Consider the following 21,930-nt stretch of genomic DNA (forward strand, 5'->3'; position numbering starts at 1 on the left):
GCCCTCCCCCATGAAAAAAATTGTTGCCTGTATTTTTGCGGCGCTGCTGAGCGCCTGCGGCGGCGGCGGTTCCAGCACGTCGCCGGGCGCCACGCCAGTTCCGACACCACCCCCGACGCCAAACACACCGGCGACCGCCGACGATCGCTGCCTGACGCTGTCTCCGAATCCTCTAAGCCTGGCACTCACGCAAGGCTCGCCGGCAGCCGTCCAAGTCCAGGCTACAGCCAATTGTAATTTCCCCGATATCATCAACGTCGCCGTGGTCGATAAAAACGGCGCGTTCTCCGCCAACATCAGCTTGACTGCTGCATCCCAGTACAGCTATACGGCAAGACTGCAAACGCTACCGTCCCTGGCCGCCGGAAGCTACGACGGCATGCTGGAAATCCATTTGTGCAAAGACGACCCCAAGATCTGCAGCCGCCCACACAGCGGCTCGCCATGGCACCTGCCCTACCACATACAAGTTAAGCAAGCTGCCGCACCGATCATCTGGTCGATTCAGGAGCCGCCCGCCATCGTTGCCAACAGCAATTCCACGCAGGCTTCCTTGACGACGCAAACTGCCGTCGGCCTGTCGGGTGCCGGACCGGCCCAATGGTACGCCACCACCACCGCGCCCTGGCTCAAATTGGTCCGGAGTGCGGGCATCACCAACTCGTCCAGCCTGCAGTTCGCAGTCGATCCCATCGAATTCGCCAAGCTCCCCAACTTCGCCGACCACAAGGCCATCGTGACCATCAGCGCCAACGCGACGGACGCGCCGAGCACCACGACCACGGTCACGCTGAAAAAAAATATCGCTGAGCTGAACTATGCCGGCCCCTATACGATGCAGCCAGGCCAATCCGCCCAGATCCGCTTGCGCGGCCGCGGCCTGGCCAGCTTGAACGACCTGGGTCAGGCACTGCAAGTGAACGGCATCAGCATCAGTAACCCGCGCCTGATCAGCGATACTGAAATTACCGTGCAGGCCTCCTCCGCCGGCATTGCGGGAACCGCTCGTTTCGCCATCGCCAACGCCATGGGATTGGACACCGATTCGGCCATACTGAAAATCGTCGCGCCGACCAGTTACGGCTATCAGGCCTTTGCTTCCGAGGGATACAAAGGCACGCTGCGCTTCGACGTCGAACGCCAAGCCCTGTTGCTCGTTAACCGGGGCGATCAAAAAGTACTGCGTTATGCCTACACGGGCGGCAGCTGGCTGCAATCCAACATTAATATTGCCGGCGCCGACGATGCTGCCTTAAGCCCGGACGGCAAATCGCTGCTGGTGACTTCCACCTCAGGCCTGTTGTCGCTGCTGGATCCGGCGACGCTCGCACTGCAAGCCAGCTACCAGGGCGGCCCGTATGCGATCGGCACCTATGTATCGCCACGGCTGGCCATGCTCAATGACGGCAGAGCTCTTTTCCCGCAAGGGAATCAATGGAATATCATGGCGACTTTCGACGTGCGCACGCGCCAGTTCGGACATCTCGGGGGCAGCTACTACAGCGGGCCATGGTTCTCGTTGTCAGGTGACGGTGAGCGTCTCGTGATGTCGCAATCCGCATCGGTCAGTCCGATGCCGCCGATGCAGTATTTCGATGCGGCCAACAGCGTGATCCGGGACGTACCCGATCCCGATCTATATTTCTTTTCCACCTCGTCGCAAAACCGTGATGGCAGCCGTATCATCCTCGACGATCGCGAACTGCGCGATAACACATTCAAGTTGCTTGGCAAATTTGCGCCGCCAAGCGGACCTTATGCACTGAGCTACGCATATGGATCGGCACTCGCTTCGGATAGCATGCGCAGTTATGTGATGTACCTCGGCCCCAGCACCGATCCGACTCTCAAACCACGCATCTACGTCTTCGACACCAGCAAGGCGGTTAGCGGTGTTTTCCCGGTACTCGGTTACTTTGAGGTTCCCGATTCGCCGACAAGCTGCCTGCCGGATGCGTACTGCGATCCGCGTATGTCGACTGTTGTGAGCCCGGATGGCAAGACCCTGTTCTTTGCTGGAAATAAGAACGTGCTGGTGATTCCTGTCCCCTCCGTCTTGCAACACTAGGCGCCAGGAGGCGAGGCGCCCGCACCTGCGCCGCGAAGAGTAATCCAGCAAAAGCCGCTCAACTGAGCGGCTTTTTTGCGCGCTATACGGATTCGCCAGCCCATGTTGAACTCGTCGGTGAAGCGCCGCGACAGCGTGCGCTCGGACACGATCGCCGCCTTGTCCACACAAGTCTTCTGCGCAGGCGGCGGCCTCGCCAGCGACGCCGGCCAGCGCAGCAAAAAATGTTTGTGAGCTGCTGTCCAATCCCGCTTGCCGCTCATCCCAGCGAGCCGCATGCTGGATCATTTCCGCGATCAGCGGCGTGACCCGGAACACCTGGCACGGCAGTGCAGGCGCGACGACGCATCCCGGCGAGAAAAGCACCGAGGCCGATGTAGCGGCGGCATGGCTAAGGATGCGGATCGCCGTCCCCGCCTGAATCAGGGCCGCCCGATGCGGAGGCAGCAGCCAGCTGCGCTCCTGCACGTCCAGGTGAAAGGCGCTGGCCATGTCGAACAGCGCCCAGTGTTCGACGATGCGGCCATCGGCAATGCGAAAGGTGCGGTATTGCGTGATGTCGATCATATTGCCGGTGGCGGCGATGTCGCGAAACTGGTCGGTTTTACGCCAATTGTGGATCACGCTTGACTACCTAACGAACGTTAGTTAGAGTTGTGGCTTCTGCTTATAAAAGGAATTGGCAAATGATTCTGGCTCAACAAGATGACCGCAACTGGAGCGACTCAGGCATCCCCGGGGTGCAGACCTGCTCGACCTGGACCGGCAACGATGGCGATGGCGGCTACCTGGCCAGGTTTGAAGCCGGCGCACGGTTTCCAAAACATGCTCACCATGGGTGGGAGCAGATCTTCGTGATAGCGGGTGCGATCCGCTTTAACGATGTGGAGATGCGTGCTGGCGATGTGCTGCAGGTTCAGGGAAGCGATGAGCATGAGGCCTGCGCATTGGAGGAAACGCTGCTGTTCGTCGCTCACCACGGCGGTATCGAGATTCGGGAGTAAGCGCCATGACACAAGCGAAAAAAAACCAGCCGTCGCTGACGCGGGAGACCATACTCGGCGCGGCGATCCGCCTGTTCCAGCAACGTGGATTCAGCGGGCTGGGCATGCGTCAGATCGCTGAGTACCTGCAAATCAAAGCGCCCAGCCTCTACCACCACTTCACTTCGAAAGAAGATTTGACCAGGCAGGCGCTGCAGCAGTATCGGGAGGAGCAAGCCACGCAGCTGCTCGTCATCGAGGGTATGGGGGACTTGAGTGAGCAGCTTCGCATGTATGCAGGCCTTTTTGCCGAGATGCTCCACGACGGGAATCGCCTGTGCATGTATGTGACGATGGTGCGTGAGCCGTCCTTTCAAGAGCAGGCTTGTATCGACGAGCTGCAGCTGTTTGCAAAGCAAAATGTGGACTGGCTTGAGAAAATTCTGCATGCTAAAAACGGCACGCAACGGTTGCCGTCGGGCCTACGAGAACGGGAACTGGCGGAGATTATTTTCGCGTCCCTTGAAGGAATCATGACCGTTTCCCTCGCCGATAAAATGCCACCCGTGGCGTTTCGAGAAAAAGCCAACAATTTCCTGAAGATTGTGATGCACTCCACGCCGTGAATGCAGTGCTGCTACTCTTCCTTCAAACACTCTATTTGGCCGTCTTCAGAAGCTGAACACTTTGAATTTTCCAGAGGCCGCCTTCTCTTGCAAGAGTGATCGAGAGCTTGCGGCGGCTTTCGCTACTCGCCCCAAGTTGCAGCACCACTAGCGCCCTACCACCATCGACCAGAGCCTTGTCAGCGACAACAGTCCGCTCCCAATCTTCAAGATAGTCCTGGGCCTTGATGAAGTAGTCCTCATCCAGGCCTTCATCGCTGCGCATGCGTTGCCGAATTTCGCGAATCAGCGGAGTGGAAACGTACTTTGATATCTCCACTCGATCATCAGCGAGTGGTTCACGGCCGGCAGCGAGTGAACGCAAATACCATTTGTAAAATACGGATACGGTCTGTTCTGCTGGCTGCGGGGCGGCAGCCGTCACATGGCTCCAGCAGATAAGCAATATCAGGAACACCGAGAGCGAGATGGCCTGGATTTTCCCGAGGCGGCTAAACGGCGTTTTCATGGATGACGACAGGTCGTAAATGCCGGCTTCAATCTCCGATACGATTCGCTCGGATAGAGTCCATGGCGCTGCTTAAAATCGGATACCCATTTCACGCCGTCATACATCGCCACATGTCCGTGACGATGGCCGGTGATTGGTTGTATAACGACGACATCCCCAGCATTAAGTATCGAGCTATCCTGAACTGAAAAACCCGCGGCGATAAGGCTCTCACCATAGTCCTTTGCCGATACATGTCGATGCAAGCGCACACCGCCCGCCTCGATTGCCTTTCTGACGTATGCCGCGCATTTTCCTTGACTAGCTGAACGAGCATGTTTATCGAGATAAGCCACAGCTACTTTCGTGTCCCACATAGACGCTCCTCGTCGTAGACATCGCCTGCCATTGCCTGGAGGCAAACGATAAACTGGGAAGTCCAATGTAACTGCTTGTGCAATTCTCGCTATGAAGTTGCTCAATGTCACGAACAGCAAGTCAATATTTTTGCTCGACCGGGTTCGATAAACCAGGTAGTCTTCAGCAGAGTATCCAATGAAAAAGGAAGAAAATGGCTGGCCGCCGCTCGCTGCTGCGCCTGAGTGCAGTGCTGTTGATGATTACGTGCTTCGCTGCGCGCGCATCAGAGCCGTTGGTACTTTATACCGAAGAATACCCGCCCTTCAATTGGACCGACCGGACGACTGGCTCCGCCACAGGACTTTCCACCGACATTGTCGTTGAGCTGATGCGGCGGGCCGACACTCTCGCCTCCGTCCCGATGCTGATGCCCTGGGCGCGCGCCATGGCGTTGACCAGCAAGAATACCAACACCTGCCTGTTCTCCATGGCCCGCACGCCGGAGCGCGAAACCAGCTTTGCCTGGATCGGCCCGGTCGGCCGCAACGAGTGGGTGATGTATGCGCGCGCCGAGGACCATATCCGGCTCACCAGCCTGGCCGACGCCCGCCCCTACACCGTCGGCACCATCATCGACGATGCGATGATTCCGCTGCTGCGGGCGAACCAGCTCAAACTGAGCATCGTTCCCTACAACCGCACCAACGGCCCAAAGTTGAAGATGCAGCGCATCCAGCTATGGTCGGAGGGCCGCCTTCCGGGTCTATACATGATGGAGCAAATGGGCATCACCGGTGTCGAAGCGGTGCTGACCTTCGCTCACTACGATATGTACCTGGCCTGTAACAAGACGATGGACGCGTACGAAGTCGCGCGACTCAACACGCTGCTGCGCACGATGTACCGCGATGGCACCGTAAGGCGCATCTACGCCAGCTACGGCTTCGACAACTACGCCCCTCGCGCGGAGCAGGTGGCGAAGTAAGCCAAGTAGCGCAACCGCGTTTACGCCGTAAAGAGCAATCAAGAAAAAGCCGCTCAATGAGCGGCTTTTTTTCATCGGAATCATCAATCGCCATGTTTGGCTCCATACCTATTCCTGCGTAACACTAGCACACACGCCAGCATGATTGCCAATCCGCTCAGCGTGATAGTGGACAGCACGCGTAAGTCAAGAGCAAAAATGCGTGCGGCGACAATCCCTCCAAATCGCGTGACGCCCAAAAGAAGCAACATAGCGATTCCAAACGATAGCGCCACCACAGCTATATTTTTAATCCACATATCCCGCCCTCCCAAGTATCAAGTAGAGCCTAGTCCCACGGCAGGAACCGGAGGCTATGCCCACCACTTCCGCTTATCACGCCCATACCGTACATAGAGCTACCTAACCACATCGCCCCCGATGCAACCCCGTACACTGCAGCGGCAACGCCGATAGCAGGCGATGCAGAGACCAAAGCGAGCCCTCCTAGCGCGGCAGCACCAACCGCTGTTATCGCCGCGCCATAATTCAAAATATCCGAACGATTGACAGCACCACCTACTTGTTCGATCTCAAATCCAGAAAGCGTTTCCATTTCATTCTCCTGAGTTGATCGCCCATAAAACTTACTCCATGCTAAGCAAACGTGGATCGTAGGCACTGAGAAGAATCACACAATTGAAAGTTGAAGATCAACTATCCGGGTCTGGAATTGATATAAAAGATTTCCCCCTATCGCGCCGCCACATGTTGGCTACATTGAGTCAGGACTAGGCACAACGGCTTGGAAGCGAGGCAAAAATCAGATCAAAGGATCAGAATAGCTTTCCGCGCATGCTCAGGCTTCAGGCACTGACAGAAACTCCGGACCATCCCATCCGTCCAGGTACTTGATAAGCCGATCATCGATGTCGACAACGCGGTGGCGGTAGAACAGGTGCATGGTCGGCCCAAGGCCGGTGGGCAGATCGCCGCCGCTGGCGCGGGCCGCCAAGCTGTTGGGCACAACCCGCATATCCAGGCGGTTGATGCCGAACATGGTCTCGCCGCACCCAGCGCAAAACGCCCGCGACATCTGCTTGGCAGGATGCGCGAACGTGGTGACAGCCCCTTGGACTATACGCACGGAGGATGCCGGCCACGCCGTGGCCGACAACATCGGCGTTCCGTAGAAATCGCGGCATGAGCCGCAATGGCAGTTCGCCCGAGCCGCAGGCTCGCCACGCAATTCAATATGTACAGCACCGCACAGGCACTGTATGGAAATCGGTTCGGCCATGATCGACTGAAGATGTCCGACGTCCGCGCAAGCTGCGCGCGGACGCCGGTTAGGGTTACTGGATCACCCGATAGCAAGGCGTGTACTGCTTACCCGCCAGCTTCATGCGATGCTGCGATACGAAGGACGCCAGCAGCGCATCCATCGGCCCCATGATCCCCTTGTCGCCGTGGATCTCGAAGTGGCCGAACTTCTCGATCGCGCGTATGCCTTCGTCCTTGACGTTACCCGCCACCACGCCCGAAAACGCCCGGCGCAGATTCGCCGCCAGCAGGTGCACTTCCTGGTTCTTGTGCAGGCTCAGGTTGCGCATGTTCTCGTGCGTCGGCGCGAACGGATGCTGGAACTCCTGGTCGATCTTCAGGCCCCAATTGTAGTAGTAGGCGTCGCTGCGGGATTTGCGGAACTCGCGCACCTGCTTGATCCCCGCCTGCATCTCGCGCGCCACCAGCTCTGGATCGTCGATGATGATCTTGTAGCGCTGCTGCGCCTCTGGGCCCAGCGTATCGTGGATGAACTGGTTGATTTGCACGAAGTACTCGCGCGAAGTCTCAGGCCCGGTGAACACCAGCGGGAACGGAATGTCCGCATTATCGGGATGCAGCAGGATGCCCAGGATATAAAGGATCTCCTCGGCCGTCCCCGCGCCGCCCGGGAACACGACGATGCCATGGCCGGTGCGCACGAACGCTTCCAGTCGCTTCTCGATATCCGGCATGATCACCAGCTCGTTGACGATGGGGTTGGGCGATTCCGCCGCGATGATGCCCGGCTCCGTGATCCCCAGATAGCGCCCCTTGTGCAAACGCTGCTTGGCGTGGCCGATGGTGGCGCCCTTCATCGGGCCCTTCATCGCGCCCGGGCCGCAGCCGGTGCAGATATCCAGGTCGCGCAAGCCCATTTGATAGCCGACTTCCTTCGAGTAGTTATACTCGGCGCGGTTGATCGAATGCCCGCCCCAGCACACCACCAGGTTCGGATTGAGCATAGGTTTGAGCACCCCGGCGTTGCGCAGGATGTGGAACACCGAGTCGGTGATGCCTTCGGTACTGCCCATGTCGAACTTCGGATTGTCGCTCACCTCATTGCTGACGAAGACGATATCGCGCAGCACCGCGAACAGGTGCTCATGGATCCCCTTGATCATCTTGCCGTCGACGAAAGCGATCGCCGGCGCTCCCTTGATATCGAGCTTGATGCCCCGCTCGCGCTGCACAATGCTGATGTCAAACGACTTGTATCGTTCCAGTAGTTCCTTTCCATCGTCGATCGTGCTGCCGCAATTGAGCACCGCCAGTGCGCAATTGCGGAAGATGTTATAGAGGCCGCCCTGGCTAGTGTCGAGCAGCTTGTTCACTTCCGCCTTCGAAAGCACTTCCAGATGGCCTTCGGGTGAAATCAGGGTATCGACAACGTCATGTTCCATGATGCGTAAATCCTTATTCAAATTCGATGCATTCCGATGCATTACAGGTAAGCCTGCAGTGCCAATATACGACAAACCGGAAGATTTTGGGGCGGAGATTGCCATAGCAGGAAAGTACATATTTATTAGCACAAAAGACATATCTTTGCAGGCAGGCCATCAAAATGTACGGCCGGAGCGATTTGTAGATTAAAATGGCGCCCAATTTGGCTCCCCACGAGGGAACCCGAGACACTTTTCATAGATCATAAAATTAGGAGAAGCCGCATGAGCGGTGCTACCACCACCAATACGGAAGTCGCTATTCCCGAATTCAAGCAGATCATGGGCCACCCTGCTCCGCTGTGGATGTTGTTCATGACCGAGTTCTGGGAGCGTTTCGCGTTCTACGGCATACGTTGGGCTTTGGTGCTCTACGTCGTGGCGCAGTTCTACAATGGCGACCCCTCCGGTGAGGCCCCTGCAAACCTGATTTACGGCTCCTATCTGGCCGTGGTCTATGCCGCCGCGCTGTTCGGCGGCTACATCGCCGACCGCGTGTTGGGCTATCAGCGCTCCATCCTCGTCGGCGCGTCCTTCATGGCGGCCGGCCTGTTCATGATCGCGCTCCCTAATCAGACTGTGTTCCAACTCGGCCTGGCCACCATCATCGTCGGTAACGGCATGTTCAAACCGAACATCTCGACCATGGTCGGCAAGCTGTATAGCGCCGCCGACACCCGTCGCGACTCCGGCTTCACCATCTTCTACATGGGCATCAACTCGGGCGCGATGGTCGCACCGGTGCTGACCGAGTGGCTGGCGACCGCCATCTTCGGCTCCAACGGCATGCCTGCTTATAAAGTGGTGTTCATGTCCGCCGGCGTCGGCATGCTGATCTCCCTGGTGTGGTTCTTCATCGGCCGCCGCAAGCTGCAAGGCATTGGAGCTCCGGATGCATCGAACTCCGACCCGAAACGCGTGCTGTACGTGGTTCTGGGCTCGTTCTGCGTGATCCCTGTGGTCTACTTCCTGCTGGCTGCCGGCGCGCAGAACCTGCAGATCGTGCTGTCGGCGCTGTTCATCCTGCTGTCGATCATGCTGCTGGTCGAAGGTATCAAGAACGGCAAGGTAGCCCGCGACAAGGTCATCGCCATGCTGCTGATCTTCTTCTTCAACATCATGTTCTGGATGTTCTTCGAACAGGCAGGCAGCTCGTTCACCTTCCTGGCCGATAAGATCGTCGACCGCCAGATGTTCAACTGGACCTTCCCGGTTGCCTGGTTCCAGACCGTGAACTCGCTGGCCATCATCTCCTGCGCTCCGATCATCGCGTTCATCTGGGTCGCCATGCGCAACAAGAACCCGTCGATCCCGCGTAAATTCGGCCTGGGCCTGCTGTTCAACGGCGCCGCTTTCGGCCTGCTGATGTTCGCGCTGTCGTCGCTGGTCAGCATCGACAACCACATTCCGTTCTGGACCCTGTTCATGGTCTACGTGCTGCAATCGATCGGTGAGCTGTGCCTGTCGCCTATCGGCCTGTCGATGGTGACCAAGCTGGCCCCTACCCGCCTGGTTGGCCTGGGCATGGGCGGCTGGTTCCTGTCTACCGGTATCGGCAACAACCTGTCGGGCATCTTCGCTTCGGCAGTCAGCGGCGAGAGCGGCATGTCGGTGACGTCGGCGCTGTCCGGCTACACCTTCGGCTTCTGGTCGCTGATGGCTGGCGGCGCGCTGCTGTTCCTGATCGCTCCGCTGATCCAGAAGCTGATGCACGGCGTGAAGTAAGCGCTTTACGCTCCAATAAAAACGGCGCCTCGATTTTGGGGGCGCCGTTTTTTTATGCCGCTTGCTTGTACTGGAAGGGGTTCGCCCCTAACCAGACTTGCAGCTTATCGCCGGTATCCGGCGGCAGGTGCAGGCCAAGCTTGGAGCGCCGCCACAGGATATCCTGCGCGGTGCGCGCCCATTCGTAGCGGCGCAGGTATTCCACTTCCGCCGCGTACAGGCCCGGCGCGATCTCTTCGCCCATCGCGGCGATATCTTCCTTCTTCCCGAGCAGCGTGTGGATGCGGGTGCCGTAGGCGCGGGCGTAGCGCGCCACCAGCAACGGCGGCAGCCAGCTGTAGCGACCCTGCACGTTGCGCACCCAGTTGTCGAACTCCAGCACCGAGCGGTTCTGCGGCTCGGCGCCGAACAGGTCTCCGCCCGGCAGGCAGGCGTTGTGGGTCCAGGCGCCGTGGCGGTTGCCCAGCGCCTTGGCTATCTGGTCGACCGCCTCCTCGGCCAGTTTGCGGAAGGTGGTGATCTTGCCGCCGAAGACGCTCAGCATCGGCGGGCCTTCGCTGTCGACTTCCAGCCTGTAGTCGCGCGTGACCGCCTTGGCGTCGGCGCCGTCTTCCACCAGCGGCCGCACGCCCGAATAGGTCCACACCACGTCGGCCGGAGCTATCGGCTTGACGAAGTACTGGCTGGCCAGCCCGCACAGGTAGGCGATTTCGTCTTCGCTGATGGCGACCTGGCCGGCGTCGCCCTGGTAATCGAGGTCGGTGGTGCCGATCAGCGTGAAGTCGCGCTCATACGGAATCGCGAACACGATACGGCCGTCCGGGTGCTGGAAGATGTAGGCATTGTCATGCTCGAAGATGCGCTTGACGATGATATGGCTGCCCTTGATGAGCCGCAGCTTGCCCCGGCCCTCTTTCGGCAGCGCCGAGTGCAGGAAGTCCGCCGTCCACGGCCCGGCCGCGTTGACCACGTAGCGCGCGTTGACGCGAAAATCACCGCAGCCGCTCTTGTGCAGCGACGCTTCCCAGCCGCCCGCCTTGCGCGCCAGCGTGCTGCACACGGTCTGGGTCAAGATGGTGGCGCCTTTTTCGCAGGCGTCGATGGCGTTCAGCACCACCAGCCGCGCATCGTCGACCCAGCCATCCGAATAGATAAAGCCGCGCTGGAACTCCGGCTTGAGCGGCTTGCCAGCAGCATGCGTGCGCAGGTTGATGCCGGCCGATGCGGGCAGCAGCTCGCGCTTGGCCAGCAGGTCGTACAGCATCAGGCCGGCCCGTATCATCAGCGCGGGACGCTGGCTGGGCGCGTGCGGCATCACGAAGCGCAGCGGCCACATGATGTGCGGTGCGGCGCGCAGCAGCACCTCGCGCTCGATCAGCGCCTTGCGCACCAGGTTGAATTCGTAGTACTCCAGATAGCGCAGGCCGCCGTGTATCAGCTTGGTGGAGGCCGACGAGGTGTGCGAGGCCAGGTCGTCCTTCTCGCACAGCACCACCGACAGCCCCCGCCCCGCCGCGTCGCGCGCGATGCCCGCGCCGTTGATGCCGCCCCCTACGATGAGGACGTCGCAATCGAGAGTGTGCTGCGGTTCCGCCATGTCTTCCCCGGTAATAAAGCGTGAGTAAAGCGTCATTGAGTCGAATATCTGTTACGTTACGACAAAATCACCAATAGTCATAGAGCTGAGTGACCATATTTGCATAAAAAACCACTTTTCCGCCCCGTTTGATTTAAGAGTGCCCAAATTTTGTTGGTCTATAATCGCGCCTACCAATGCTACCGTGAGACTACGCCTTGACTGCTTCCCCCACTGTTTTGTCCAAATGGCTGACCCGCCGCAACGCCATCCGCGGCTTCGTCCTGGCCGGCGTCGCCGCGCTGATCGCCGGCGGCCTGCTGCTGGCCTACATGCTGCTGTACGTTGCGCCCAACCTGCCGTCGCTGGAAGTCATCACGGATTACCGGCCCAAGATCCCGCTGCGCATCTACACCGCCGACAACGCCCTGATCGGCGAATTCGGCGAGGAGCACCGCGATTTCGTGCCGATCAAGGACATTCCGGAGATGATGAAGAAGTCCGTGCTGGCGATCGAGGACAAGCGCTTCTACGAGCATAACGGCATCGACTGGCGCCGCGCCCTCGGCGCCGCGCGCGCCAACCTGGGCGGCGCCATGCGCCAGGGCGGCTCCACCATCACCATGCAGGTGGCGCGCAACTTCTTCCTCACCCGGGAGAAATTCTACGGCCGCAAACTCAATGAGGTCATGCTGGCCTTTAAGATCGAGGCAACGCTCAGCAAGGAGCAGATCCTTGAGCTGTATATGAACCAGATCTACCTCGGCCAGCGCTCGTTCGGCTTCGGCGCGGCTTCGCAGGTCTACTTCGGCAAATCGCTGAAGGATCTGGATATCGCCGAAATGGCGATGCTGGCCGGCCTGCCGCAGAACCCGGCCCGCCACAACCCGGCCGTCAACCCCAAGCGCGCCAAGCAACGCCAGCACGTGGTGCTGAAGTCGATGCGCGACCTGGACTACATCACCGAAGAGCAGTACCAGAAGGCGCTGCATGAAACCCTGCACGTCAGCCATCGCGGCCAGGAGTTCGACACCCACGCCGAGTACGTGGCCGAACTGGCGCGCCAGGTGGTGTACGCCCAATTTAAAGAGGACTCGTACACCAAGGGCATCAGCGTCTACACCACGATCCTGAAGGCCGACCAGAACGCGGCCTACGAATCGGTGCGCCGCAATGTGCTGAACTACGACCAGCGCCACGGCTATCGCGGCCCGGAAGCCTTCATCACACTGCCGGCCGGCGAGGAGGAACGCGACGACGCCATCGAGGACGCGCTGCAACGCCGCCCGAGCAGCGACCGCCTGATCCCGGCCGTGGTGCTGGACGTCGGCGCCAAGTCGGTGAAGGTGCAGAACCCGTCGGGCGAAGAGATCACCATCAGCGGCGACGGCCTGCGCCTGGCCGCCAGCGCGCTGACCGACAAGGCCAAGGACAACGTGCGCCTGCGTCCCGGCGCGGTGATCCGCATCATGCAGGAGAAGAACGGCTGGAGCATCTCGCAGGTGCCGCAAGTGGCGGCGGCCTTCGTGTCCATCGATTCGGTGACGGGCGGCTATCACGCCATGGTCGGCGGTTTCGACTACAACCTGCAAAAGTTCAACCACGTCACGCAGGCCTGGCGCCAGCCGGGTTCCTCGATCAAGCCGTTCGTGTATTCGGCGGCGCTGGAAAAAGGCTTCTCGCCGGCGACGCTGATCAACGACGTGCCGCTGGACCTGACCGGCGCCGAAACCGGCAACGAGGCATGGAGTCCTAAAAACGACGACGGCAAATTCGACGGCCCGATCACCATGCGTACCGCGCTGGCGGAATCGAAGAACGTGGCGTCGGTGCGCATCCTGCGTTCGATCACGGTGCCGTACGCGCACAACTACCTGGGCAAGTTCGGCTTCGACCTGGCCAAGCATCCGAAGAACCTGACCATGGCGCTGGGCACCGGCTCGGTGACGCCGGCGCAGCTGGTGGGCGCGTACTCGGTGTTCGCCAACGGCGGCTACACTGTCGAGCCCTATCTGATCGCGAAGATCGTCGATGGCAGCGGCAAGATCATCTCCGAAGCCAAGCCGCGCACGACGCTGCCGGACGACGCCCGCGTGATCGATCCGCGCAACGCCTTCGTCACCGACAGCATGCTGCGCCAGGTGACGCGCACCGGCACCGGCGCCGCCGTGGCCCGCCTGGGCCGCCCTGACCTGGCCGGCAAGACCGGCACCTCCAGCGACGCGGTGGACGGCTGGTTCGCCGGCTACGGCGGCGGCATCGTCGCGGTGTCGTGGATGGGCTACGACGATTCGAAATCGTTGGGCGGCAAGGAGTTCGGCTCCAGCGTGGCGCTGCCGATCTGGATCGACTACATGAAGGTGGCGCTGCAAGGCCGCCCTGCGCAGGAGCGCCAGGTACCGGCGGGATTGACGCAGGTGGACGGCGAGTGGCTGTTCGACGAGTTCATGGGCGATGCCGCGCGCCACACGCTGGACATGGACGACGCCGCGCCTGGCGCGGAGAACGTGGCGCCTCAGCCGGCTGGCGCCACGCCTCCGCCGCCGACCAATTAAATTTAAAAACCATGTCCGATCACCACTGGAAAAAAATACGCGATGTTGCGCGCTCCCTGTTTAAGACCGCACCCGCGCCAGAACACGCCGACGCCGACTTGAATCTTCAGGTTGCGCAAAACCTGTTTAGCCAGGCAGTCAAACTGGGGCAGACAGGGAAGATCGATGACGAAATCTCCATCTATGACGACCTGGTTCGCCGCTTCGGCGACAGATCCGAACATGAGCTGATCGGCGTGCTGGCGCGCGGTTTGTGCAACAAGGAGGCGCTGCTGGGCAGTCTGGGGCGGTTCGACGAGCAATTGGCGGCGTTTGACGACATTGAACGACGCTTTGCACGCTTTCCGCTGCAGTCCCCCTTCGGTGAAATCACAGCGAAGAATTTGCTGAGGAAAAGCCAGACGCTCAGGCAACTGGGCCGCTTCAACGAAGAAATCGCCGCTCTCGCCGAATTCGATCAGCGCTATGCCCGCGAGCCTTTTCCGGCGCTGCGCCAAATGGTGGGTGCCTGCCTGCTGGACAAGGGCGTCGCCCTGGCGCGCCTGAACCGGTTTGAAGATGAACTGGCCGTCTATGATGAATTCATCGAGCGTTATGGGCAAGATTCCACGCTGGAGATACGCAAGCTGTTGTGCATTGTGTTCAACAACAAAGGCCTGCGCCTGGAAGCCCTGGCCAGGCCGGAAGCCCAGATCGCCCATTGCGACGAGATCACCCGGCGCTACCGGGACGACGCCGCCACAATGGAAAAAGAACTGGTGGCATTCAGCCTGCTCAGAAAAGCAAACAGCCTGCATGCCCTGCAGCAGATTGATGCCGCCAGCGCCACCCTGGGCGACATCGCGCAGCGCTTCGGCGCCAGCGAACAGACGGCATTGCGCGAACTGGTCGCACAGGCACTGCACCAGCAAGGGCTATTGCTGGCCAACGCGGGGAAATTCGATGAGGCGGCCACCGCTGCGGATGGCGTCGCGCGCCACGCAGGCCCGCACGCCGCTTTGGGTTTGCGCGTCAAGATAGCGAGCGGCCTGATAGGCAAAGGCTCCAAGCTGGCGGCCGTGGGCCAGATAGCCGAAGGACTCGCCGTCTACGACGAGATCGTCGCGCGCTTCGGCGACGACCCCGCGCCGCCACTGCGTGAAAAATTGGCGCGGGCGCTGTTCAACCGCGGACTATTGTTCTCTCAACTGGATCGCGCCGAGGAGGCGATCGCCTCCCACGACGATCTGCACCGCCGCTTTGCCGACGATCCCTCGCCAGCCTTGCGCGAAATCGTCGTCATGGATTTATTGAACAAGAGCGCCAATCTGCTCAAGTTGCAACAGGCAGACAGCGCCCTGCTCATCTTCGCGGAAGTCGATCAACGCTACGGGCAGGATGAAGACCCCAAGCTGCGCGTGCATGTCGCCTCCAGCCTGTTCAAAAAGGGCCGGCTATCGAACCTCCTGGGCCGGCAGGATCAGGCCATCGCGGCGTATGCCGATCTTGACCAGCGTTTTGCGCACGACAATGTACCGGAAATACGCAGCATGGTCGCCGACAGCAGCGTCGAACACGCCAAGATATTGGAAGGCCGGGGGATGGCAACGGAAGCCCGCGCGATCTACCACACGATTGTTCACCGCTACGCGCAAGACCCGGCCCCCGGCATGCGTCAATTGGTCGCATGGATCAAGGCGCTGCCGCATACGCCGGGCGGCAACGCCTGAATTACACGGCCAGATAGCCGCGCATCATGCGCACGGCGCTATCGGCAAACTGGTCCGGGCTGATATCCGCAGCCCGGTACTTCCAGCGTTTGACGTACCAGTCCTGGAACATCGCCATGACGTGGGCGGCCAGCAGTTCCGGGCTGCCTTCGGGACGCTGCGGAATCTGCGCGATCACCCCGGCGAACAAGGCCTGCACATACAGCTCCGATTCCTTGGCCGTGGTGCGCTGCGCCGCCTGCAGCACGCGCGAATCCATGAAGACGAAATAAAACCAAGGCTGCAGAATCTCGGACACGTAGATCGATGCGCGCATCAGCGCTTCCAGCTTGTCCAGCGGTTCGGTGATATCGGTGAACAGGCGCGGCATCTCCAGCGTGGCGTGGCGCACCACGTCTTCTATCATCTCCGCCAGCTGGTCCTTGCTGCTGATGTATCCGTACAAACCGCCCATCGACAGGCCGGTTTCCTGGCACAGGTCGCGCAGGTTCATGGCGCGGAAGCCGACATCGTTGGCAAGCTTGAAGGTGGCGCGGAAGATGCGCTCCAGGTTTTCCAGCGCCGGCTTGCGGCGCTTGACGGTGATGCGCTCAGCGTTGTGGTCGAGCAGATACGCCCAGATATTGGCGCCGTCCAGCGGCGTCATCGCCTGAAATTGTTGGAAGTCGAATCGCGCCCGCAAGATAGTCTCTTTGTATGATTTTTGTAACCGATTATAGCCCAGGAAAACAACTGGCATCAGCGCCGCCGCAGATTGGCTCCCCAGGCCTAGCGTGCGGACTGCAAGGCCAACGCCCCGGTGCTACATTTTGCTGACCGGGGAAATACCCGGACCTCAAAATACAATCGGAGACTTCAATGAAAACACGCTTCTGGAAGTATCTGGCGGTCTGCCTGATCGCCCTCGCCGCCCTGCCCTCGCCCTCATGGGCTGCCGGCTACACGCAAACCAAATACCCCATCGTGCTGGTGCATGGACTGTTCGGCTTCGACAGCCTCGGCCCGGTCGACTACTTCTACGGCATCGCCCCGGCGCTGCGCAGCGGCGGCGCCAATGTGTACGTGACGTCGGTATCGGCCGCCAACAGCACCGAGGTACGCGGCGAGCAGCTGCTGGTGCAGGTCAAGCAAATCCTGGCCGCCACCGGCGCGTCCAAGGTCAACCTGATCGGCCATAGCCATGGCGGCCCAACCGCGCGCTATGTCGCTTCGGTGCGGCCCGACCTGGTGGCCTCGGTCAGCAGCGTGGGTGGCGTCAACAAGGGTTCGAAGGTGGCCGATGTGCTGATCGGCGCGGTGCCCAACGTGACCTACAGCCTGGCGAACGCGGTGTCGGGCCTGATCAGCTTCCTGTCCGGCAGCCCGACCTTGCCGCAGAACGCGCGCGCGGCGGCCGCATCGCTGAGCACCGCCGGCACGCTGGCCTTCAACAGCCGCCATCCGGAAGGCGTGCCGGCGTCGGCCTGCGGCGAAGGCGACTACCAGGTGCGCGGCGTGTACTACTTCTCGTGGAGCGGCGCGCAGCCCTATACCAATCTGCTGGATGTCAGCGATCCGGTGCTGGCATTGACCGCCATCGCCTTCGAAGGCGCCAAGAACGATGGCCTGGTCAGCAGCTGCTCCAGCCACCTGGGCCGCGTGATCCGCGACGACTATGCGCTGAACCATCTGGACGAGGTCAATCAACTGGTCGGCATCACCAACCTGTTCGAGACCAGCCCTGTCACCATCTTCCGCCAGCAGGCCAATCGCCTGCAGGGACTGGGACTGTAAGGAGCTCGCGATGGACACGAACGCAAAACTGCTGCGCCTCGGCGCGCTGGCCGCAGTCGCCGGCATCGGCTTGTATTTCGCGCTGACGCACGGTGAGGCGCCGGCGGTGCAGGCCAAGCCCGCGGATCCCAACTACTTTGCGTTCGTGCCGTCGATGACAGGCACGCGGCCGGACGGCGACGTGCGGCAGACGGCGGCAGACAAGCTGACCGTCAACGCGGAACTGGCCTACCTGTTCGACTACTATCTGGCGGGGCTGGGCGAGAAGCCGCTGGAAGCGATCCGCGTGGAGATAGGCCGTGAGCTGGATCGCCGCCTGAGCGCCGCGCCGGCGGCCGAGGCCAAGCGCCTGCTGGACGCCTACCTGGCCTACAAGCGCGCGCTGGTCGATGTGGAGCGCGGGCTGCCGGCGGCGCAGGATCTGGCGCAGGGCGCGCGCCAGCGGCTGGAAGCCATGCAGCGCCTGCGCCGCTCCTACTTCAGCGATGCGGAAGCCGAAGGCCTGTTCAGCGCCAGCGACGCCTACGACCTGGATGCGGTGGCGCGGCTGGAGGTCAACGGCGACAAGCGTTTGAACGATGCGCAGCGCAAGGAGCGCATCGCCGCTCTCGATGCGAAGCTGCCGCAGCAGGTGCGCGATGAGCGCGACGCGCCGGCCAGGGTGCTGAAGCTGGAGGAAGCGGTGGCGAAGGCGCGCGGGCAAGGCTTGGGCGACAACGAAATCTACCGCATGCGCGCGGCCGCGTTATCGCCCGAAGCGGCGGCCCGCCTTGCGGACGTCGACCGCGAGGAAGCCGACTGGCATCGCCGCATCGCCGCTTATCAGGTGCAGCGCCAGCAACTGGCGGGCGCTTCCGATCCGGCGTCGCTGCAAAAACTGCGCGATTCCATTTTCTCTGCAGACGAGCAAAAACGCCTTGGCGCATATGAATAATAAAATAAAGGTGCAAAAAAAACATGGTAATATCGCCATACTTTTAACTCGCAAAATGATAATGAAATTCATCGCCGCCGCTTTTTTATCCTGCTTCGCTTTAGGCGCTCAAGCCCAATCGACTATTCACACCTATGAGTTCACTGCAAAAGTCGACCATTTATATAAATACGACTTCAATGAAAACAGCACTCCCGATTCAGCTGGAGGCAAACTTGCCGGAACCGTGATTTCCCTCGGTGACAAAGTCACCGGATACCTCACTTACGATAGCGCCTCGCCCCAGTTCATCTTCGATCCGTTCCCAGCTCACAATCCAGACTCGACCGCTCCAGGCGGATTTACCTACGGCGCTCCCGGATTGAAAAATGAATTCTCATTCACGATTCAGCCTTCGGGACAAAAATTCTCCAGCAAGGAGTTGAGAACGTGGACCAGCCTTGCCGTTAACCATCAGGTCGGCGGTGCAGATAGTTTCGGCATAAGTGCCGGCGACTACCCAAATGATGCTGACGTGGTGTTCAGTGCTCCGTCGGTCTTTACCAACGGTCATATTCCTACTAGCCTCTCCCTCTCTGTATTCACTACGGCGTACGCTATATCCAGCTGGACTAGCGCCGAAGACGGCTCCTGGGTTATGGCAACCGCTCGTCTGGATAGCCTGACCGAAGTCAGCGCTGTACCAGAGCCAGAAACCTACGCAATGATGCTCGCGGGAGTACTGCTCATCGGATATAGCCGCAGCAGAACTGCCAAGGCTGCATAAAACGCTTCAAGAACTGGATTGGCTCGTCAGCGCCTTGTGAGATTCCCGCTTTGGACTCATGCCAGCGCGCTGGCGCTCCTCAGAACTCGAGGAAAATTGCACGCATCCACCGGCGATTTAATGCACGTAGCGGGCAATGTAATACACGCCGGCGATCAGCAGTGAAGCCAGGCTGTAGATTTTCCATGCATGACTTGCCAGGGTTTTGTGCAACTCGATGGATTGCATGGCCAATGCAGCATGGAAGTCTTCGCGTTGTTTGGCCAATGCAGCGTTGACCTCCTCACGATGCTTGGCCAACGCATCGTAGAGATCCTCACGTTGCTTGGTCAATGCATCGTAGAACTCCTCACGATGCCTAGCCAATGCAACGTTGAACTCCTCACGATGCTTGGCCAATGCATCGTAGACTTCTTCACGTTGCTTGGCCAACGCATTATTGAAGTCGATCCGTTGAGTCGCCAGTGCGGCAATGACTTCTTCGCGCAACTTGTTAATTTCTGCCTTCACATCAAGCTTGAGGCTGTTGAATGCGGCAGTAACGCGTTCGAAACCCGCGTGCATTTCCTCTCGCAACGCTTGCAGGTCATCCTTGGTGGCAAAGTTATTTTGCATAACAACCACTTCCGTCTCCAGTGCCGTCAATCGGGCAACGATGCTTTCATCATAGGGCCGGTGCGGGACATTTTCAACTTGACTTCCTTCAACGTTCGCTGACATGACAGGTCCTCCCAAGCAGGCAACCCTCCACACTAGCGCCTGCGTCTCGCGCACGGTTTGCGCCAGATCACAGATAAAAAAAGGCAGCCCGGAGGCTGCCTCACTTTGCCGCTGCGCCAGATAGTGGCTTACTTTATTGTTAGAACTCTTCCCAGTCGTCGGACGCTACGGCGGCCATCTGGCGCGCTGGCGCTTTGGCCGGCGCGGCTTTCACCGCGGGCCGCGCCACCGCAGGCGCCGCCACCGCAAGCCGCTCGCGCACCGGCGCGGCCGCAACGCGTGTCTGCCGCTGCGCCATCGCCTGCGGACGCGGCGCCGATGCCTGGTCCATCTTGAACACGCTGACCACTTCCGCCAACCCCGCCGCCTGCTCCTGCAGCGAGGCCGCAGCAGCAGCTGCCTCCTCCACCAGCGCGGCGTTCTGCTGCGTGACAGTGTCCATCTGCCCGACCGCCATGTTGATCTGGTCGATGCCCACGCTTTGCTCCTGCGTCGCCAGCGTGATCTCGGCCATGATGTCGGTCACGCGCTGCACGCTGGTGACGATCTCGCTCATCGTCTCGCCCGCCTCGGCCACCAGCTTGCTGCCGGTGCCGACCTTGCCGACCGAATCGCCGATCAGTTCCTTGATCTCCTTGGCCGCCGCCGCCGAGCGATGCGCCAGCGTGCGCACCTCGCCCGCCACCACCGCGAAACCGCGTCCCTGCTCGCCGGCGCGCGCCGCTTCCACCGCCGCATTCAACGCCAGAATATTAGTCTGGAAAGCGATGCCGTCGATGACGCTGATGATGTCGACGATCTTCGACGACGAGGCATTGATCGACTCCATCGTATCGACCACGCGCGACACCACGTCGCCGCCGCGCACCGCCACGCCGGACGCCGATACCGCCAGCTGGTTGGCCTGCCGCGCATTGTCCGCGTTCTGCCGCACGGTCGATGTCAGCTCCTCCATCGACGATGCGGTCTCCTCCAGCGAGCTGGCCTGCTCCTCGGTGCGTGACGACAGGTCCAGGTTGCCGGTGGCGATCTGCGACGAGGCCGTGGCGATCGTCTCCGTGCCGCTGCGCACCTGGCCGACGATGCGTATCAGGCTGCTGTTCATGTCCTTCAGCGCCTGCAGCAGCTGGCCGGTCTCCTCGGTGGTCTTGACCTCGATGCGGCTGGTCAGGTCGCCCGACGCCACCGTCTGCGCCACCTGCACCGCCTCATTGATCGGCGTCGTGATCGCCGCCGTGATGTAGGCCGCGCAGCCGATCGCCACCAGGGCCGACAGCACCGCCGCGATCACCATCGCCCACTCTGCGCTCTTCACCGCTGCCGTGCCCTCTTCCACGCTGGTGTTGGAGATATCCTCGTTCAGCTTCTCGATCTTCATCAGCGTCGTCTCGGCCTTCTGGAACAGCGGCCGCGACAACTGGTACTGGGCGTAGAAATCGACAAACAAATCCTTCTGCTTCTGCTCGTCCTTGTTGCCCGCCATGGCGCCGATGATGGAACCGAGCTTGTCGTCCACCGCCTTCCACGCCGCCCACTCGCCGGTGAACTGCTTCCACATCACCGCCTCTTCGGCCGTCTGCGGCAACGGCTCGTAGCGCTTCCAGCCGCGATCGATATTGGCCCAGGCTTTCTTGCGCAGTTCCTGGGCTTCGGCGAATTTGTCCTGCGAGTGATAGTCGTTCTCATAGACCGCCGTGTACAGCGTGGCCGACGCCACCGCCGTCTGACCCTCGCTCATGGTCAGCAGCCCCTGGATCGATGGCAGCCGCACCACGCCGATTTCCTCGACGGCGCCGCCGACCTTGACGATACCGCGATAGCCGGCCGCGCCGACGATCGCCAAAGCAACCATCATGATAGCCACCAGAACGGCGAGCTTCCACTTGATGAGTAAATTCTTGAACATGCTGTAC

General features: G+C 60.5%; 20 protein-coding genes. 11 read left to right on the plus strand and 9 right to left on the minus strand.

Going from position 1 to position 21,930, the window contains the following annotated elements:
- Positions 1-10: 10 nt before the first annotated feature.
- From GEV01_RS31055 to GEV01_RS04775, 4 genes are all read left to right on the plus strand, one after another.
- Entirely contained in the window at positions 11-2,068 is a 2,058-nt protein-coding gene (locus tag GEV01_RS31055) for a YncE family protein (protein WP_152802089.1), read from the plus strand.
- Between the two features lie 102 nt (positions 2,069-2,170).
- On the plus strand, positions 2,171-2,302 hold the full coding sequence (locus GEV01_RS31295) for a hypothetical protein (protein WP_268878350.1): 132 nt from the start codon (positions 2,171-2,173) through the stop codon (positions 2,300-2,302).
- 452 nt (positions 2,303-2,754) lie between these two features.
- On the plus strand, positions 2,755-3,072 hold the full coding sequence (locus GEV01_RS04770) for a cupin domain-containing protein (protein ID WP_152802091.1): 318 nt from the start codon (positions 2,755-2,757) through the stop codon (positions 3,070-3,072).
- A gap of 5 nt (positions 3,073-3,077) precedes the next feature.
- The gene (locus GEV01_RS04775; RefSeq protein WP_152802093.1) at positions 3,078-3,677 is read left to right on the plus strand and encodes a TetR/AcrR family transcriptional regulator; all 600 of its coding nucleotides are present in this window, start codon (positions 3,078-3,080) and stop codon (positions 3,675-3,677) included.
- Positions 3,678-3,708: 31 nt separating this feature from the next.
- Here the strand turns inward: GEV01_RS04775 and GEV01_RS04780 are convergent, their stop codons facing one another.
- The gene (locus GEV01_RS04780) at positions 3,709-4,185 is read right to left on the minus strand and encodes a DUF3828 domain-containing protein (RefSeq protein ID WP_152802095.1); all 477 of its coding nucleotides are present in this window, start codon (positions 4,183-4,185) and stop codon (positions 3,709-3,711) included.
- Complete coding sequence (locus GEV01_RS04785; protein ID WP_152802097.1) at positions 4,182-4,544, minus strand: NlpC/P60 family protein; 363 nt, start codon at positions 4,542-4,544, stop codon at positions 4,182-4,184. The genes GEV01_RS04780 and GEV01_RS04785 overlap by 4 nt, the downstream gene beginning before the upstream one ends.
- 239 nt (positions 4,545-4,783) lie before the next feature.
- Here GEV01_RS04785 and GEV01_RS04790 point away from each other — a divergent pair, with 239 nt between their 5' ends.
- Positions 4,784-5,512 (plus strand): substrate-binding periplasmic protein, encoded by a 729-nt coding sequence (locus GEV01_RS04790; protein WP_235914252.1) that lies wholly within the window; start codon positions 4,784-4,786, stop codon positions 5,510-5,512.
- A 328-nt stretch (positions 5,513-5,840) separates the two neighbouring features.
- Here GEV01_RS04790 and GEV01_RS04795 read toward each other — a convergent pair whose 3' ends face one another.
- From GEV01_RS04795 to ppnN, 3 genes are all read right to left on the minus strand, one after another.
- A complete protein-coding gene (locus GEV01_RS04795; protein WP_152802101.1) occupies positions 5,841-6,107 on the minus strand; it encodes a hypothetical protein in 267 nt (88 codons plus the stop codon).
- Between the two features lie 243 nt (positions 6,108-6,350).
- On the minus strand, positions 6,351-6,791 hold the full coding sequence (locus tag GEV01_RS04800; protein WP_152802103.1) for a GFA family protein: 441 nt from the start codon (positions 6,789-6,791) through the stop codon (positions 6,351-6,353).
- A gap of 55 nt (positions 6,792-6,846) precedes the next feature.
- Positions 6,847-8,217, minus strand: a complete 1,371-nt coding sequence (gene ppnN / locus GEV01_RS04805) for a nucleotide 5'-monophosphate nucleosidase PpnN (RefSeq protein WP_152802105.1) — start codon at positions 8,215-8,217, stop codon at positions 6,847-6,849.
- A 267-nt stretch (positions 8,218-8,484) separates the two neighbouring features.
- Between ppnN and GEV01_RS04810 the strand changes: the two genes are divergently transcribed.
- Positions 8,485-9,984 (plus strand): peptide MFS transporter, encoded by a 1,500-nt coding sequence (locus tag GEV01_RS04810; RefSeq protein ID WP_152802108.1) that lies wholly within the window; start codon positions 8,485-8,487, stop codon positions 9,982-9,984.
- A 52-nt stretch (positions 9,985-10,036) separates the two neighbouring features.
- On the opposite strand, the gene glpD is transcribed toward GEV01_RS04810, so the two are convergent.
- Positions 10,037-11,581 carry a glycerol-3-phosphate dehydrogenase gene (gene glpD / locus GEV01_RS04815; protein ID WP_152802110.1) on the minus strand — a complete coding sequence of 515 codons (1,545 nt, stop codon included), beginning with the start codon at positions 11,579-11,581 and terminating at the stop codon, positions 10,037-10,039.
- 197 nt (positions 11,582-11,778) lie between these two features.
- Here glpD and GEV01_RS04820 point away from each other — a divergent pair, with 197 nt between their 5' ends.
- Both GEV01_RS04820 and GEV01_RS04825 read left to right on the plus strand, forming a co-directional pair.
- A complete protein-coding gene (locus tag GEV01_RS04820; protein WP_152802112.1) occupies positions 11,779-14,115 on the plus strand; it encodes a penicillin-binding protein 1A in 2,337 nt (778 codons plus the stop codon).
- Between the two features lie 11 nt (positions 14,116-14,126).
- Positions 14,127-15,824, plus strand: coding sequence for a hypothetical protein (locus GEV01_RS04825; RefSeq protein WP_152802114.1), 1,698 nt, complete (start codon positions 14,127-14,129; stop codon positions 15,822-15,824).
- A 1-nt stretch (position 15,825) separates the two neighbouring features.
- On the opposite strand, the gene GEV01_RS04830 is transcribed toward GEV01_RS04825, so the two are convergent.
- Positions 15,826-16,506, minus strand: a complete 681-nt coding sequence (locus GEV01_RS04830) for a TetR/AcrR family transcriptional regulator (RefSeq protein ID WP_235914220.1) — start codon at positions 16,504-16,506, stop codon at positions 15,826-15,828.
- A 176-nt stretch (positions 16,507-16,682) separates the two neighbouring features.
- On the opposite strand from GEV01_RS04830, the gene GEV01_RS04835 reads away from it, so the two are divergent.
- The 3 genes from GEV01_RS04835 to GEV01_RS04845 are packed head-to-tail and all read left to right on the plus strand — an operon-like array spanning position 16,683 to position 19,297.
- Entirely contained in the window at positions 16,683-17,597 is a 915-nt protein-coding gene (locus GEV01_RS04835) for a lipase family alpha/beta hydrolase (RefSeq protein ID WP_152802116.1), read from the plus strand.
- 10 nt (positions 17,598-17,607) lie between these two features.
- Entirely contained in the window at positions 17,608-18,531 is a 924-nt protein-coding gene (locus GEV01_RS04840; RefSeq protein ID WP_152802118.1) for a lipase secretion chaperone, read from the plus strand.
- Positions 18,524-19,297, plus strand: a complete 774-nt coding sequence (locus GEV01_RS04845; RefSeq protein ID WP_235914221.1) for a PEP-CTERM sorting domain-containing protein — start codon at positions 18,524-18,526, stop codon at positions 19,295-19,297. The genes GEV01_RS04840 and GEV01_RS04845 overlap by 8 nt, the downstream gene beginning before the upstream one ends.
- A gap of 117 nt (positions 19,298-19,414) precedes the next feature.
- On the opposite strand, the gene GEV01_RS04850 is transcribed toward GEV01_RS04845, so the two are convergent.
- Positions 19,415-20,017, minus strand: coding sequence for a hypothetical protein (locus GEV01_RS04850; protein WP_152802120.1), 603 nt, complete (start codon positions 20,015-20,017; stop codon positions 19,415-19,417).
- A gap of 139 nt (positions 20,018-20,156) precedes the next feature.
- A complete protein-coding gene (locus tag GEV01_RS04855; protein ID WP_152802123.1) occupies positions 20,157-21,923 on the minus strand; it encodes a methyl-accepting chemotaxis protein in 1,767 nt (588 codons plus the stop codon).
- Between the last annotated feature and the right edge of the window lie 7 nt (positions 21,924-21,930).

The organism is Rugamonas rivuli, assembly GCF_009380165.1.
GTDB classification, from domain to species: domain Bacteria; phylum Pseudomonadota; class Gammaproteobacteria; order Burkholderiales; family Burkholderiaceae_D; genus Rugamonas; species Rugamonas rivuli.